Here is a 14903-nt window from a genome sequence, read left to right as displayed (position 1 = left end):
ATTTTTATGAGAAAGTATGAGGTTATATATAAAAATACAGTGTTATAAAGATAATTTTAATTAAAAGATTTCCAGAAGCTACCCCCTACATCTATGAGATTCATAATATCTGCAAAGGCTATTTTAAAGGTAGGAAAGCCTGCAGCGTAAGGTGCTATCTCGTAGGGGAGAAAATAAATATATAGATTATTTTCATCGAGGTAAAAAGGTTGGTCTGCTTTTATGCCGGTATAGGAATCAGGAAATATATAGGAATAAGCCGGATTATTTTTTATTTCACTTTCAATTATGGAACTAAGTATTTTCACATAATCGATGCTTGTTTTAAATAAATCCTCAAGTTGGTAAAATTCACCGGTGACTAAATCAATGTGAACATAGTTTTTGCTTGGCATTCCATGGGCAGCGCCAAAGGGATAATTATAGCCATAAAGCTCTAATACTAAGAGTTTATTTTTAAATAGCGAAATGTTAAAATCAGCAGTATAGCTATAGTCTAATTGTGCTAAGGGGCTTATAGGTTTTACTTGGGACATTTCTTTTAATCTAGTGTTTACTAGCCTTTCTGAATTTTTGTCAGCCATTCCTTCAATTCTTGGATAGTAAACAAGGTAATCCTTATTAGGCTTATACTTTTTCACTATTACCTTATACTGTTTATTTAGTGGAATAATTTTGTTTTCTTCCCATAGGAGTTTTCCACACATGCTATAATAGGATAAGCGTTGATCAATATTAGCTGCAATTAAGGAATTTACTATGGAAAGAGTACCCCTTCCTTCTACTATAGGCAGATTTGTCATTACTTTACCATAACGGTCTATAAAGAAAGTGAATTTATCATCATAAACAGAAGCTACACCTTCATTAAAGTTAGATATGTTGTAATATTTGAAGTCTGTAAGAAAATTACCCTCCTTATCAGCTAAAGCATATATGGAGCCGTAATAAGGCTTCTCTTTATCAATAGCTTTTCCAACAGCAATTCTGTCTTCATTCAGTATAATTATGTCATTATAAATAGGAGCTATAATGAACTGTCCTTTAGTGTTAATTAAGCCGTACTTATTTTCTAGAAAATCTTCGCTAAGGTTTACCACTGCCTTGCCATGTTTAAAGGCTTCTACGCTGCTATAATGAGTGGGAATCGCTATTTCACCAGATTCTCTTATATAGCCAAATTTACCGGAAGGGCTTTCCTTAAAGCTTAGAAAACCTTCACCTAAGTGTCCTACAAAGGGGTAGGTATAGCTATAAAGAACATTACCATTTAGATTTATGAGCTCAAATTTCTCTTGCTCTCTTTGCACTAGTGCTTTTCCATCTACAAAGTCAGAAGCGCTGATGTATTGGGCTGGAATTATTTCTTTACCATTTCTATCAAGATACCCATATAAAAATCCCTTTTCTTCATCCTGTTGGCTGAATAGAGCTCTTCCATTTCTATAAATACTGATATAGTTGTAGGGTTTTGTAGTAAGTATTTTTCCATTTTCATTTAAAACTAAGAAAGAGTCTTCTTTTATAGCTATGGCTAAACCTTCAGAAAAATCCGATATATAGCTATATTCAGGCTGTATAATAAAATCACCACTAGTATTTATTATGCCGTAGAGATCCTTTAGTTTAACTACTGCTAGGCCGTTAAGTTGAAAATCCATAGCTTCGTTGAATATAGGCTTAATAACAAAGCTGATTGTGTTATCTATATAGCCGTACTTTTTACCTGAAACAGTTATAAGTGGAGCTTTATAAAGATTTATATCCTTAGTTTTTACCTTTGACAGTATGAGCTTTTTTAATGCCATAAGTTTTTCTTTTGAAGTGTAGATTAGATGTAAACTTAAGGCGGTATCTATAGATTTTAAAGCCTCATTGAAAAGTCCTGCTTTAAACTGTGCTTTTGCAAGATGATACCAATAGAAGTCAGCATAGGGTTTTTGTTTTACCATAGCTAGGTAGTACCTTGATACTTTCTTAAAATAGTAGGGATACACATCTAGGGCTGGAACTAATTTATCCTTGTGCCAACGGTAGACCTCTATCTCATAGGCATTAGCAAAAAGTTTATTCCACAGGGCTATCTCTAAATTGCCATCGCAACCTTTATTACTAGGCATATCTTCTATATCCATCTTGTTGTAATGAGTAGTGGTCATTGCTTTAAGTTCTTTACCAGTCCACTGATAAATAGTAAGCAAGGCCTTTTCCTCTTCTATCTGCCAACCTAATACTAAGTCTTTGTTTTTTTTCGATGTAATATTTAAAGGTTTATAGTAAAGAAGATTATAACCCTTTCCTTGGATAGTGTGCACTATTTGCCATTGATTATTAGACTGTTTTAGCATAGAAACATATGGAGTGTTTTGCAGGTTGTAGGCTACAACTAACTCTACCTCCTCATCTCCATCAAAGTCTACCATAATAATAGCTTCCTGTTTTTTAGGATAAGTGAGATAAATTAGTTCAGCTCCTGATGGAAGAATGGTTTTGAGATTATTTAATGGTTCATTTAAATTCTCTTGCAAATTAATGCTCCTAAAAAATAATTTCACCTATATACTATGATGATATAGGTGAAATTGTGATTACTAAAGTCTATCTAATATAGCTAAAGCACTTACTGCTTCAATTACAGGAAGAACCCTTGGTACTATGCAGGGGTCATGTCTTCCTTCTACTTTTAGAGTGGTGTTTTCCATTTTTGTAATGTCTACGGTTTTTTGTTCTTGGCTTATGGAGGCGGTAGGCTTTATAGCGCAGCGGAATATTATTGGCATGCCGTTGCTTATTCCTCCTATTATGCCTCCGTTATTGTTAGAGGAAGTTTTTATGGAACCATTGTCTATATAGTAAGGGTCATTTGCTTCTGAACCCTTCATAGTGCTTATATCAAAGCCTTTACCAAATTCTACAGCCTTAACTGCTGGCACAGAGAAAAGCAAATGGGCTAAAGTGCTTTCTATGGAGTCAAAGAAGGGATCTCCAACGCCAGCAGGAACATTTAAAATTGCACATTCTACAACGCCACCTACAGAATCCTGTTCCTCCTTAGCTTTTCTTATGCATTGCTTCATTTCTTCCGCTATATTATCATCTATTACTGGAAAAGATGCATTAGCTAGTTTTTCAAATAATTCTTTAGATATACCAGTAAGGTCAAAGGGTTTATCCTTAATAGTGTGGATGCTATGAACATGACTAATTACTTCAATGCCCTTGCTCTTTAAGATTTGCTTAGCTATAGCCCCTGCAAAAACTAGTCCTGCGGTTATACGTCCAGAAAAGTGACCGCTACCTCTAAAATCATTAAAGCCCTGATATTTCATTCTGCCGCTATAATCTGCATGGCCTGGTCTCATAGCATATCTTAAATTGCTATAATCTTTAGATTGAGTGTTTTTATTGCGAATAATAGCACATAAAGGTGTACCGGTAGTATGTTCTTCAAAATAACCGCTAAGGATTTCCACATTGTCTTCTTCTTTTCTTGGTGTTACAAGATCGCTAGAACCAGGAGCTCGTCTTTGCATTTCCTTTTTTATATGCTCCATGTCTAGTTTAATACCTGCAGGTAGCCCGCTGATAGTAATGCCTATAGCTGGTCCGTGAGATTCACCAAAAATTGAATATTGTATTTTCTTGCCCCAAATTCCACTCATTTTACGACCTCCAATAAAAAATTGTGTTTATAATATTATCTCTTTAATTATCCAAATAGTCTATAATTTTATGGTATAATTTTCTTACAATTTATTAATTGAATATTAACAATTGTTTTAAAATATACTGTATCACAACTTAAAATATTAAAATGATACATTGAAATCCTTAAAATAAGGGCGATAAAAAAACTGTATCATTTTGATTGACAGTCTGTTATAATAATATTATAATATAAGTGTATTAAGAGATATAAATTGTCAAAAATAAAACAAAGTACCTGCAAATTAAATATGTGAAAATTAAAATTTATATATATGAGGAGGGTAAAAATGTTTAAGCAATGGGAAGGATTTAAAACTGGTGAGTGGACAGAAGGCATTAATGTAAGAGACTTTATCCAAAAGAATTATACTGTATATGAAGGGGACAAGAGCTTCCTTGCTGGCATTTCAGAAAAGACAAAGAAGGTTTGGGAAAAGGCATCAAAGCTTATTGTAGAAGAAATCAAGAAGGGTATCATTGACGTTGAAACTAATGAAGTTTCTGGTATTAATAACTTTAAGCCAGGATATTTAGACAGGGAAAATGAAGTAATCGTAGGTTTCCAAACAGATGCTCCATTAAAGAGAATAGTTAATCCTTTCGGTGGCATGAGAATGGTAGAACAGTCCTTAGAGGCTTATGGATATAAGCTTAACGAAGATATTGCTAAGTACTTTAAGGCATATAGAAAAACTCATAACGACGGTGTTTTCGATGCTTATACTGAAGAAATGAGAGCAGCTAGATCCGCTGGATTATTAACTGGACTTCCAGATGCTTATGGAAGAGGAAGAATAATAGGTGATTACAGAAGAATAGCTCTATACGGAATAGATTATTTAATAGAAGAAAAGAAGAAGGATCTAAAGAACCTAAAGGGCGATATGCTTGATGAATTAATAAGATTAAGAGAAGAAGTTTCAGAGCAAATCCGTGCCCTAAAAGCTATAAAGGATATGGCCGCTTCCTATGGTGTAGATATTTCTCAACCAGCTGCAAATGCTAAGGAAGCAGTGCAAGCTGTATACTTTGGTTATTTAGCAGGAGTTAAAGAAAACAATGGTGCAGCAATGTCACTAGGTAGAATTAGCACCTTCTTAGATATCTATATTGAAAGAGACTTACAAAATGGATTATTAACAGAAGAAGAAGCTCAAGAGCTTATCGATCAGTTTGTAATTAAGCTTAGAATGGTAAGACACTTAAGAACTCCAGAATACAATGAGCTCTTTGCTGGAGACCCAACTTGGGTAACTGAAGCTATTGGTGGTGTAGGACTTGATGGAAGACCATTAGTAACCAAGAACTCCTATAGATTCTTACACACTCTAGTTAATTTAGGACCTGCTCCAGAACCAAATATGACAGTTCTATGGTCACAAGATCTTCCAGAGAACTTTAAGAAGTTCTGTGCAGAAATGTCTATATTAACAGACTCCATTCAGTATGAAAATGACGATGTAATGAGACCTCTTTACGGTGATGACTATGCTATAGCTTGCTGCGTATCCGCAATGCAGGTTGGTAAGCAGATGCAGTTCTTCGGAGCAAGATGCAACCTTGCTAAGTCCTTACTATACGCTATAAACGGCGGAGTGGATGAAAAGAAGAAGAAGGGTATGACAGTAATTAAAGGTATAGATAAGATAGAAGATGAAGTGCTTGATTACGAAAAGGTAAAAGCAAACTTCTTCAAGGTATTAGAATATGTAGCAGAGCTTTATGTAAATACTATGAACACAATTCACTTCATGCATGATAAGTATGCTTATGAAGCAGGGCTATTAGCATTGCATGATACTAAGGTTGAAAGATTAATGGCCTTCGGTATAGCTGGATTGTCCGTAGTAGCTGACTCCTTAAGCGCAATTAAGTACGCTAAGGTAAAACCAATAAGAGAAGATGGAATCGCTGTAGACTTTGAAATAGAAGGAGAATTCCCTAAGTACGGTAATGACGACAACAGAGTTGACGAAATAGCTGTAGAAGTAGTTAAGAAGTTCTCTAGCGAACTTAAGAAGCACCCAACTTACAGAAATGCTAAGCATACACTATCTGTATTAACAATTACTTCAAACGTAGTTTATGGTAAGAAGACTGGTTCAACTCCTGACGGAAGAATAGCTGGAGAGCCTTTAGCACCAGGAGCAAACCCAATGCATGGTAGAGATGTCGAAGGAGCTTTAGCTTCACTAAACTCAGTAGCTAAGATACCTTACAAAGATGTCTGCGAAGATGGAGTTTCAAATACATTCTCCATAGTTCCAGATGCATTAGGAAAGACTGCTGAAACAAGAATAAATAACTTAGTAAGCATATTAGATGGATATTTTGTACAGGGAGCTCATCACCTAAACGTAAATGTATTAAATCGAGCAACTTTAGAAGATGCTATGGAAAACCCTGAAAAGTATCCAACGCTTACAATCAGAGTTTCCGGTTATGCTGTAAACTTCAACAGACTTTCAAGAGAACAACAGCTTGAAGTTATAAGCAGAACCTTCCACGACAAAATGTAATTCTTTATGGGAGCCTTGTTTTTACAAGGTTCCTTTTTTTATGTGTGCTGATGAGTTTTTTTGAATCTATTATGTTCAAATTAATCGTTTGAATGTTATTCAAGATCAATTAAAAAGCCTATTATAAGGCTTAAGATTTCTAGGATAAGCTACACTTCATTTTTGATACATTGATAATTAATTTAATGATTATGAAGAAAGATAAATATATGGTATATAAGATAATCTATTTTAATATGGAGATTTCTATAATGCAAACTAGATTGTATTGAAACTTTCCTTGATAACAGTTATAGTTGAATAAGTAAATTTAATAATTGCTAGGAGGCATGATGATATATGATCGATTCATTTCAAACTTTAGGAATAAGTAGTGATTTAGTTGAGGGGTTAAGTAAATTAGGAATAACTAAGCCTACAGAAATTCAGGAAAAGGTCATTCCTCTAGCGCTGGAAAACAAAGATCTAATAGGGCAATCAGGCACAGGAACGGGGAAGACCCTGGCATTTTTGCTGCCTTTATTTATGAAGTTAGATGCAAGTAAGAGGGAAATGCAGGCTATAATATTAGCTCCAACCCACGAGTTGGCAATGCAAATACATAATGAAATTGGTAATTTGTCTAAGAACTCAGCCACTAATTTGACTTCTGTACCAATAATAGGTGAAGCCAATATAAACAGGCAAATTGAAAAGCTAAAGGAAAAACCCCACATAATTGTAGGATCTCCTGGAAGAATATTAGAGCTGATTAAAAAAAGAAAAATATCTGCTCATACCATAAAAACCATAGTGGTTGATGAAGGAGATAAACTTCTAGACAAAAATAATATTGAAATGGTAAAGTCGGTAATAAAAACTACTCTTAAGGAAAGACAAATAATGATTTTTTCTGCTACTATACCAGATAAAACCTTGGATATTGCTAAAGAATTTATGAAGGAACCGGAATTAATTAAGGTAGATAGCAAGGAAATTATTAATAATAATATAGAGCATTATTATTTAATATGTGATGAAAGAGATAAAATCGTTATTTTAAGAAAGCTAGTACATGCTTTGAAGCCAAAAAAGGCACTAGTTTTTATCAATAGGAGCTATGATATTGCAAAAACATCTTCTAAGCTTAACTATCATAAGCTAAAGGCAGAAGGACTTCATGGTACAAAGCACAAGGAAGAAAGAAAGAGAGTTTTACAGGATTTTAGGCTAGGGAAGCTGCAATTGTTGGTGGCTTCAGATATTGCTGCAAGAGGTTTGGATATAAAAGGTGTAAGTCATGTTTTTAATTTAGAGGTACCGGAGGATCCAAAGGATTATTTACATAGAGCTGGTCGTACTGGACGTGCAGGAAAAAGAGGAGTATCTATAACTATTGCTTCTCAAAGGGAAGTAAAATTAATTAAAGCTATTAGCAAAGCCTATAAAATTAAAATAGAAGAAAAAGAAATATTTAATGGGCAACTTATAAATCCTAAAAAAGAATAGGAATTAATAAAAATTACAAGGTATGTAGGGGAGTTCTTGTCTTTTATGAATCATAAAAGGGAGAAGAAATAGAATGGAGATAAATAAGATTTTAATAACGGGAAGATTATATAAGGAAATAGAAGAGCAGCTTCAAGGAAAGCTTAATAAAGAGATACTTTCTCTAGAGGAAGAAGTGGTAAGGAAGGAAAATTTACAATGGGCTGATGCCTTTGTAGCTTTTAGGCTAACAGCAAATTTTGATTTCTATAATATAAAATGGGTGCACTCTTTAGGGGCTGGGGTAGATGGATTTTTATTTCAAAGACACTGGAAGGAAGACGTACTTCTAACAAGAACCATATGCTCCTTTGGCAAAAAGATAAGTGAGTATTGTTTAAGTTATATACTAGCAAGCCTTCAGCAACATGATAAATTTCGAAGACAGCAGGAAAATTGCTTATGGCAGTCTGTGGAACCTATATCTATGGAAGAGCAAAATATATTGATTTTAGGTACAGGAGTAATAGGACAAGAATTAGCTAAAAATCTAAGTCTATTAGGTTCCAAGATTACAGGTATTTCTTTAAGTGGTACTCCTAAATTACATTTTAATAAGGTAATTAAGTTTAAAGAGATTAAAAGGGAACTACCTAGAGCCAATTGGATAATAAATACTTTGCCATTAACAAATGATACCTTTGAGCTGCTTGATGAGAATATATTTGCTAATAGTAATAAGGCTGGATTTATCAATGTAGGTAGAGGAAAAACAGTGAAAACATCTGCCTTGCTAGATGCTTTAGAAAGGGGATCTATAAAAGAAGCGGTGCTAGATGTATTTGACATAGAGCCTTTGCCAAAGGATTCTCCTCTTTGGAGTCATCCTAAAATAAAAATCACTCCACATATATCTGCTATAACTACAGTAGAAGAAGGAGTAAAGTGTTTTTTAGAAACCTTATCATTGCTTGAAAAAGATATTAGTGTTTTAACCAATAAAGTTAATATTAAAAGAGGCTATTAAAAGGAAAATTGTTAAATTTATTCGCTTTATCCATAGAATATATATAAATGTGTTAATATTTTTATATAGATAATTTTTCAAAAGGGGTGTTCTTGTTTTGAAAAAGTTAAAGGGAAAAAGAGCTGAAGAATGTTATGGGTATTTTAATGAAGGGGATAATAGTTTTATGCCTACTCTTGCTGAGAAAAGAAGTCTTATATTTTCTGATAGAGATGTAGTAGCCAGTGGATTTGAAGGCTTAATTAAAATGATTTTTAGTGATGGCATGATAGATTTAACTAAGATGAAAGCACCTATAAATTCAAGAAGTCTTAATCTTAATTTAATATTTTCCGATGCAAAAATTAAAGTCCCTGAACATTTACCGATACTTGTAAAAATAAATACAATTTTTTCAGATGTGAATCAACCTAGAGACAGAGAGGTTACCATTGGAGGCTTTGATTATGTTTCCAAGGGATTTGTTGATGGACAGCCTTATATAGAAGTGAAAATTCAAGCTTTTTTCAGTGATATAAAAATTATTCCAGAGTAATAGATTTATTACCAGGGAAATGAAAAATCTATTTATTTTTCTCAAATATCAAAAAATTCTCCATTGATTGCTTAGTTTTAAATTTTTTTTAACAAACTATAAGTAAAAAGCTAAGTGAAAAAAGTTAGGGGTTATAAAAATGAAGGATAAACTTATGGAATTTTGCAGAAATTTAGATATCGAATATGTTGGTATTGCTCCTCCAGGTCCTTATTATGATTTTGAAAAGCTTTGGAAGGAAAAAGTGGGGAAGGGACATATTTGTGGTTTTGAGGAAAAGGACATTGAAAAGAGGATTGATCCTAATTTATCATTGCCAGGCACTAAATCTGTAATTGTCTGCTTATTTCCTTATTTTGTAGGCCATAAGGAAGGGGCTAATATTTCAAAGTATGCTTTTGCTAGGGATTATCATTTAATTGGTAATGAAAAGCTGGAGGCCATAGCTCAGTTTTTAAAAAGTAATATTGAAGGTTTCGAATATAAGGTTTTTGTTGATACAGGACCCTTGTCGGATAGATATTTAGCTTACAAGGCAGGTTTGGGTTTCTTTGGAATAAATGGACATATTATTACGGATAAATACGGTTCATATGTGTTTATAGGATATATATTAAATAACTATCCTTTTCCAGCAGATGAACCACAAGATAGAACCTGTTATCAATGCTTTAGTTGTGTAAGAAAGTGCCCTGGCTCTGCTATTTTGGGGGATTTTACTATAGATCCATTAAGATGTAAGTCTTTTATTACTCAAAAGAAGAAGGATTTAAACGAAAGAGATATAGAAATTTTAAAAAAACATAAGTTGATTTGGGGTTGTGATGTTTGTCAAGATGTTTGCCCACACAATAGGAATGTTCAAGAAACTATTATAGAAGATTTTAGACAAGAGTTAAAGTTTAACATAGATTATGAAGAACTGAAGGGGATTTCTAATAAGGAATTTCTAAGAAGGTATAGGGACAGAGCTTTTAGCTGGAGAGGTAAGTCAATAATTATTAGGAATCACGAGATAATTAATGATATTAGTTCTGAGGATGATTTATGAAAGATTATTTATAATTTTTTTAATTTAATTGCAATCATTTACATTAAATTCAGGACTAACAAAGAGGGATCTAGCAATCAACAAAAAAAATGTCGTAAAATGTCGTGTATCTATTGATACCTATGTAATTATATGTTATATTTAGAAAAGGTAGATAGAAATGAAGGAAGGTAAAGAATATGAGGTCAAGTAAATTAGTAAAATGGATTGAGGCAGGAAAGGTTTTTGCAGGAGAATATGCGAAAAATGTCGATTTTTTATGTCCTGAATGTAATGAAATGAAACTTGAATTTGAGGATAAAGAACATGATCCAAAAGATAAAAGTTTTGAAAGAATAATTTATTGTCCTAGCTGTGGAGCTAGATATACCATTGCAATAAAAAGGTATGCTAGATAAAAATTAAATATATATTTCATTCTAACAGCGTATAATTATATGAAATCAAGTTTTTTAAGTTGAGGTATAAATTATAGCTTATGTTAGATTTTATTTTAGGATTGTTAGGCGGTACTGCTTTATTAATGTACGGTGTTGAAAAAATGAGTGATGGGCTAGAAAAGGCTTCAGGAAGGTTTATGCGAAAGTTATTATCTGCCCTTACCAAACGGGTATGGGTGTCCTTTTTAGTAGGAATAATCATTACAGCACTTGTTCAAAGCAGTACTGCTATTACAGTTATAACTGTAGGTTTAGTAGATGCTGAACTAATGAATTTATCACAAGCAATTGGAATAATATTTGGAGCTAATATAGGAACCACCATAACAGCACAGCTTATGGCTTTTAGTTTTGTGGTGGATTTAACCAAGCTTGCTATGTTAGCTATAGGCTTAGGATTTATTATCAGTTATTTTAGTGAAAAGAATGTATTTAATCAACTTGGAAACGCCATAATGGGCTTTGGTATGATGTTTTTAGGTCTTAAAATATTAAATTCTGGTATACCCTATATACAAAATAATGAAATAATGAGATACTTTTTTAAAAGTTATGCTTCTATCCCCCTTATAGGCATTTTGTTAGGAGCTTTGGCTACCGCTGCAGTTCATAGCAGCAGCGCCACCGTAGGTATGGTTTTGGTACTTGGAAATTCTGGTCTGCTGGATTTAAAAACAGCAGTATGTATTATGTTAGGAGATAATATTGGCACTTGTATTACTGCTCAAATGGCTAGTTTAACAGGAAATATAAATGCTCGCAGAACCGCTTGGGCCCACACTTTATATAATTTGATAGGAGTGATAATAGCTCTTCTATTATTAAATCCATTCTTAAATGCGGTGCAATTTATAACATTAAAATTTAATGGAAGTACAGATTTAGCTCTTCAGATTGCTAATTCTCATACTTTATTTAATATATTTAGTGCTATAATTTTTCTGCCACTGCATAAACAATATGTTAAATTTATTGAAGCTATCATTGATAAACCTGTAATAAATAAAAGTTGGCATAATAGTAGATAAGGTTATTAATCATAGATATAAACCATTGCAATTGAATTGAAAGAGTTATACAATTAAAGGAAGAGATTCTTAAAAAATATAACTTTAAGAATATAATTACATTGTAAATAGGTGGAATTATATCTTCCTATGCTGATAACAGGGAGTTTTAACTATGGCATATATTAATCTTTCAATAACAGAAGTATTAGGATTTATGGATAATAATTTAGAGTATAATAGAGACAGAATAAAGAATATAAGCTTAATAAATGATAGCCAAATAGAGATTACCGTTAGTTTGGGACGCTTTTTTCCAGATATGAAGGTATTAGTGTCTTATAATAGCTACATAAATGGAAAACTTTATTTCAATATTATAACTAAGGGCGGCATAAAAGTACTGCTTGGCCTTATGAACGAGATGGGCGGTAAAAAAATAAATGAATTTATAAAATTAGATAATGACAGGGTAGAGATTGATGTAGACAAACTTATATCCAATAGCTTAAAGGGTGTAAAAGTAAGGGATATTAATTTTACTGGTCAGCAAATCTACGTTACTGTAGATTTTTCTAAAAGTCCTAGAGCTTTATAAGTTTTTTAAATAAAGCATTATGGCGTAAAAACTTGAACAAGGTACAAGTTTTTACGCCATGATTTTTTCTAATTTAAAAATTATCATTGGATACCTTTACATGATAATCCTTACCAAAGTTATTGTCCCAATGAATACCTTGCTCACCTAAGTTGTATTTAATAACATAGTCGACAATGGCATCTTTTGGTACATATACAGTAGCTTGATAAAAGAGATCATCAGGGTAGTTTGAAAAATTCCTTTCCATTTTTACTTCTTTAATATCATTCCATCCGTTAATTCCATAATGTAAGGTTATACTATTTACGTAACGATCTCTGTAATAATCACCTCTAACAGAAATTTTGCAAGGAACTAAGTTAGTATCCATAATTATCTTCCTTTCTTTTTCACTTAATACCAACAATATCTATAATTTAATTTTAGAGCCTAAGGAAGGCTGTGTCAAAATAAGGAAGGTATGTAAATTGAAAAATATTTCCTCTTTAATAAGATATGCGTACTTTTTCATCGAAATACTGTTGGATATATAAGTAAAATAAAAGAAGCTCCTGCTATAACAGGAACTTCTTTATAAGGTCTTTTCTCATAAGTGTTTTTAGCAACATGAGGGGATGTTTGTAATTCAGCTTGTTGGTTATATAATAACATTTACTATACAATGTGTCAATAATAATTATTATTAAATAATACATATTTAATTTTGGCGTTGTAGTTAAATTTGGAACCATATAGTAGTTAACTGCATATATAAGTAATATATATCCAGATATCCAGCTCCATTTGTTAAGGTAAAGAGATTATCTATTTTTTAATATTATATGGGAGATGTTGCCATGAGTAATATCCGGGTTATGTTCTTCAAAAAAGGTTACAGAGAGCCGCTATTTACTGCTAAAGAAATAAATGAAAGAATAATAAAAGAACAAAAAGATTTACCAACTATAGATTGTGGTTATGAAGACCTAGATACAGAAAAAGATGCAACACTTTTACAAATCTATATGAATGCAGACAGAATAGAATTAAGAAATGGTCTCTATAAAGTTTTGGGAAGAAGATTTAAAGCTACTTCTCCAAGAGCTCTTTGGATTGAAGTAGAGCTTTTGGAAACCTGGGAAAGAAAAGTTGTAAGACAAAAAAGGTAAACATATAAGTTAAAAAGAGACTGCTACACAATTAACTGATTTGTTAATTGTGTAGCAGTCTCTTTTTATGAAAAAATAAAATACTTATAAAAAACAGAATGACCAATCTAATGAATTTTATAGATTAGTTTTACCATTAGATTTAAAAATATTAATACCATAGTTTTATTTAGAATTTGCTTTTTCTATAAATTTATCTATACTATTATCAATTGGTACTTCGGAAAATGCTATTGTAGTTTCTGTTAATGCATATGAAGATATATGATTTATAAATTCTTCTATTTCTTCTAAGGACTCAACGGATAATTTAACTAAAAAGCAACCGTTACCAGCAATTCTATAACACCATTCACTTCTTTCATAATCCTTAATAAATGTCTTAAATTTTTCATATTCTCCATTTTTCATAGTTACTTTAATTATACAATCAATAGATAGTCCTATTTTCTTTTTATTTATTTTAATTGAATAACCTTCAATAATTCCATAGTCTTCAAGTTTCCTTACTCTTTCAGAAACAGATGGTGGAGAAAGATTTATACGTTTTGATAATTCTCTTATAGATAATCTACTATCCTTTTGTAATTCCTTTAAAATTAAAACATCTATTTTATCGTTTTTCATTTATAAGTTATCTCCTTTAATAATTGTTTTAAATTATATATTAATAATAATAATATATGTCATTTGAAATACAATATTAAAGTAATAACTTATATAATATTAACTGAGATGAAAATATATTTATAGAGGAGAGATAGCATGGCAAAAATAAATTTTTCAGAAGAAGGGGTTACGCCATTTGAAAAATTAATGGGACATAATAAAGATATAATGAAAAAATGGTCCTCATTTGGAGCGGTCAGATAGGGATTATTAATTCCTGAAAAATTCGGCATAGTCGTAGATTTTCGGCTATGCCGTTTTTTCGTTTATTTTGGTAAGTCGATAGCGCCAATGCAGTTATAGAAAATTTGAATCCGCTGGGTTCTGCGGCCATCTACCTTTTCAGCCTTGAATACTATAATTTTGTCAATGAATTCTCGAATAATCTCTGCATCCAATTCTGTAATTTCTGTGTACTTTTTAACCAGTGCTAAAAAGCGGTCGGTATTGATGGACTGTTCATTTGCTGCATCAATGGTATGCTTTAATTTGATTATCCTTTCTTCCAGTGTCTTCTGCTCGGCTTCATATTCAGCCGACATCTTGTAAAAACGCTCTTCGGGAATTTTGCCCATCACATTGTCCTCATATAGCTTTCGAATGATTTTGTCTATGTCAGCAATGCGAGTCTGTGCTTGTTCATACTCCTTTTGACTTTGGCGGAGTTCTTTGGCAAGTTCCTTTTCTGAATTATTCATAACTATACGGATGAATTCCTGTTCATGGTCTGG

At 32.3% G+C, this 14903-nt stretch carries 14 protein-coding genes; 9 read left to right on the top strand and 5 right to left on the bottom strand.

All coding sequences use genetic code 11. The features are described from left to right. Positions 1-56 precede the first annotated feature (56 nt). Together N3C_RS09135 and aroC are read right to left on the bottom strand one after the other, a co-directional pair. Positions 57-2528, bottom strand: a complete 2472-nt coding sequence (locus N3C_RS09135; protein ID WP_074365727.1) for a WG repeat-containing protein — start codon at positions 2526-2528, stop codon at positions 57-59. 63 nt (positions 2529-2591) lie between these two features. Further along, positions 2592-3662, bottom strand: a complete 1071-nt coding sequence (gene aroC / locus N3C_RS09130; protein WP_074365726.1) for a chorismate synthase — start codon at positions 3660-3662, stop codon at positions 2592-2594. A gap of 333 nt (positions 3663-3995) precedes the next feature. On the opposite strand from aroC, the gene pflB reads away from it, so the two are divergent. The 8 genes from pflB to N3C_RS09090 all read left to right on the top strand — a co-directional run bounded on the left by pflB (position 3996) and on the right by N3C_RS09090 (position 12352). After that, complete coding sequence (gene pflB, locus N3C_RS09125; protein ID WP_074365725.1) at positions 3996-6227, top strand: formate C-acetyltransferase; 2232 nt, start codon at positions 3996-3998, stop codon at positions 6225-6227. Positions 6228-6566: 339 nt separating this feature from the next. Next, the gene (locus N3C_RS09120; RefSeq protein WP_074365724.1) at positions 6567-7715 is read left to right on the top strand and encodes a DEAD/DEAH box helicase; all 1149 of its coding nucleotides are present in this window, start codon (positions 6567-6569) and stop codon (positions 7713-7715) included. A gap of 73 nt (positions 7716-7788) precedes the next feature. Further along, entirely contained in the window at positions 7789-8721 is a 933-nt protein-coding gene (locus tag N3C_RS09115) for a D-2-hydroxyacid dehydrogenase (RefSeq protein WP_074365723.1), read from the top strand. A gap of 97 nt (positions 8722-8818) precedes the next feature. Beyond that, a complete protein-coding gene (locus N3C_RS09110; protein ID WP_074365722.1) occupies positions 8819-9256 on the top strand; it encodes a LiaF domain-containing protein in 438 nt (145 codons plus the stop codon). A gap of 139 nt (positions 9257-9395) precedes the next feature. Next, positions 9396-10307 carry a tRNA epoxyqueuosine(34) reductase QueG gene (queG, locus tag N3C_RS09105; protein WP_074365721.1) on the top strand — a complete coding sequence of 304 codons (912 nt, stop codon included), beginning with the start codon at positions 9396-9398 and terminating at the stop codon, positions 10305-10307. A 179-nt stretch (positions 10308-10486) separates the two neighbouring features. Next, positions 10487-10705: a hypothetical protein gene (locus N3C_RS09100; RefSeq protein ID WP_074365720.1), complete on the top strand. Its 219-nt coding sequence runs from the start codon at positions 10487-10489 to the stop codon at positions 10703-10705. An 80-nt stretch (positions 10706-10785) separates the two neighbouring features. Next, positions 10786-11775 (top strand): Na/Pi cotransporter family protein, encoded by a 990-nt coding sequence (locus N3C_RS09095; protein WP_074365719.1) that lies wholly within the window; start codon positions 10786-10788, stop codon positions 11773-11775. A 154-nt stretch (positions 11776-11929) separates the two neighbouring features. Continuing rightward, a complete protein-coding gene (locus N3C_RS09090) occupies positions 11930-12352 on the top strand; it encodes a hypothetical protein (protein ID WP_074365718.1) in 423 nt (140 codons plus the stop codon). A 73-nt stretch (positions 12353-12425) separates the two neighbouring features. Here N3C_RS09090 and N3C_RS09085 read toward each other — a convergent pair whose 3' ends face one another. Then, complete coding sequence (locus tag N3C_RS09085; protein WP_074365717.1) at positions 12426-12725, bottom strand: carbohydrate-binding protein; 300 nt, start codon at positions 12723-12725, stop codon at positions 12426-12428. Positions 12726-13191: 466 nt separating this feature from the next. Between N3C_RS09085 and N3C_RS09080 the strand changes: the two genes are divergently transcribed. Continuing rightward, positions 13192-13503, top strand: coding sequence for a hypothetical protein (locus N3C_RS09080; protein ID WP_074365716.1), 312 nt, complete (start codon positions 13192-13194; stop codon positions 13501-13503). Between the two features lie 165 nt (positions 13504-13668). On the opposite strand, the gene N3C_RS09075 is transcribed toward N3C_RS09080, so the two are convergent. Together N3C_RS09075 and N3C_RS09065 are read right to left on the bottom strand one after the other, a co-directional pair. After that, positions 13669-14130 (bottom strand): Lrp/AsnC family transcriptional regulator, encoded by a 462-nt coding sequence (locus tag N3C_RS09075; protein WP_074365715.1) that lies wholly within the window; start codon positions 14128-14130, stop codon positions 13669-13671. 308 nt (positions 14131-14438) lie between these two features. Further along, on the bottom strand, positions 14439-14903 hold a 465-nt coding region (locus N3C_RS09065), incomplete at its 5' end, for a DUF4368 domain-containing protein (RefSeq protein ID WP_143312644.1).

Origin of the sequence: Clostridium sp. N3C, from assembly GCF_900095445.1 — a bacterium.
GTDB lineage: Bacteria > Bacillota > Clostridia > Clostridiales > Clostridiaceae > Clostridium_AU.
This window is presented reverse-complemented; position numbering and strand designations above follow the sequence as displayed.

Coding starts and splice junctions, on each gene's coding strand:
- pflB (WP_074365725.1), top strand. CDS start 3,996: ATGTTTAAGCAATGGGAAGGATTTAAAACTGGTGAGTGGACAGAAGGC.
- N3C_RS09095 (WP_074365719.1), top strand. CDS start 10,786: ATGTTAGATTTTATTTTAGGATTGTTAGGCGGTACTGCTTTATTAATG.
- N3C_RS09090 (WP_074365718.1), top strand. CDS start 11,930: ATGGCATATATTAATCTTTCAATAACAGAAGTATTAGGATTTATGGAT.
- N3C_RS09080 (WP_074365716.1), top strand. CDS start 13,192: ATGAGTAATATCCGGGTTATGTTCTTCAAAAAAGGTTACAGAGAGCCG.
- N3C_RS09075 (WP_074365715.1), bottom strand. CDS start 14,130: ATGAAAAACGATAAAATAGATGTTTTAATTTTAAAGGAATTACAAAAG.
- aroC (WP_074365726.1), bottom strand. CDS start 3,662: ATGAGTGGAATTTGGGGCAAGAAAATACAATATTCAATTTTTGGTGAA.
- N3C_RS09100 (WP_074365720.1), top strand. CDS start 10,487: ATGAGGTCAAGTAAATTAGTAAAATGGATTGAGGCAGGAAAGGTTTTT.
- N3C_RS09085 (WP_074365717.1), bottom strand. CDS start 12,725: ATGGATACTAACTTAGTTCCTTGCAAAATTTCTGTTAGAGGTGATTAT.
- queG (WP_074365721.1), top strand. CDS start 9,396: ATGAAGGATAAACTTATGGAATTTTGCAGAAATTTAGATATCGAATAT.
- N3C_RS09115 (WP_074365723.1), top strand. CDS start 7,789: ATGGAGATAAATAAGATTTTAATAACGGGAAGATTATATAAGGAAATA.
- N3C_RS09120 (WP_074365724.1), top strand. CDS start 6,567: ATGATCGATTCATTTCAAACTTTAGGAATAAGTAGTGATTTAGTTGAG.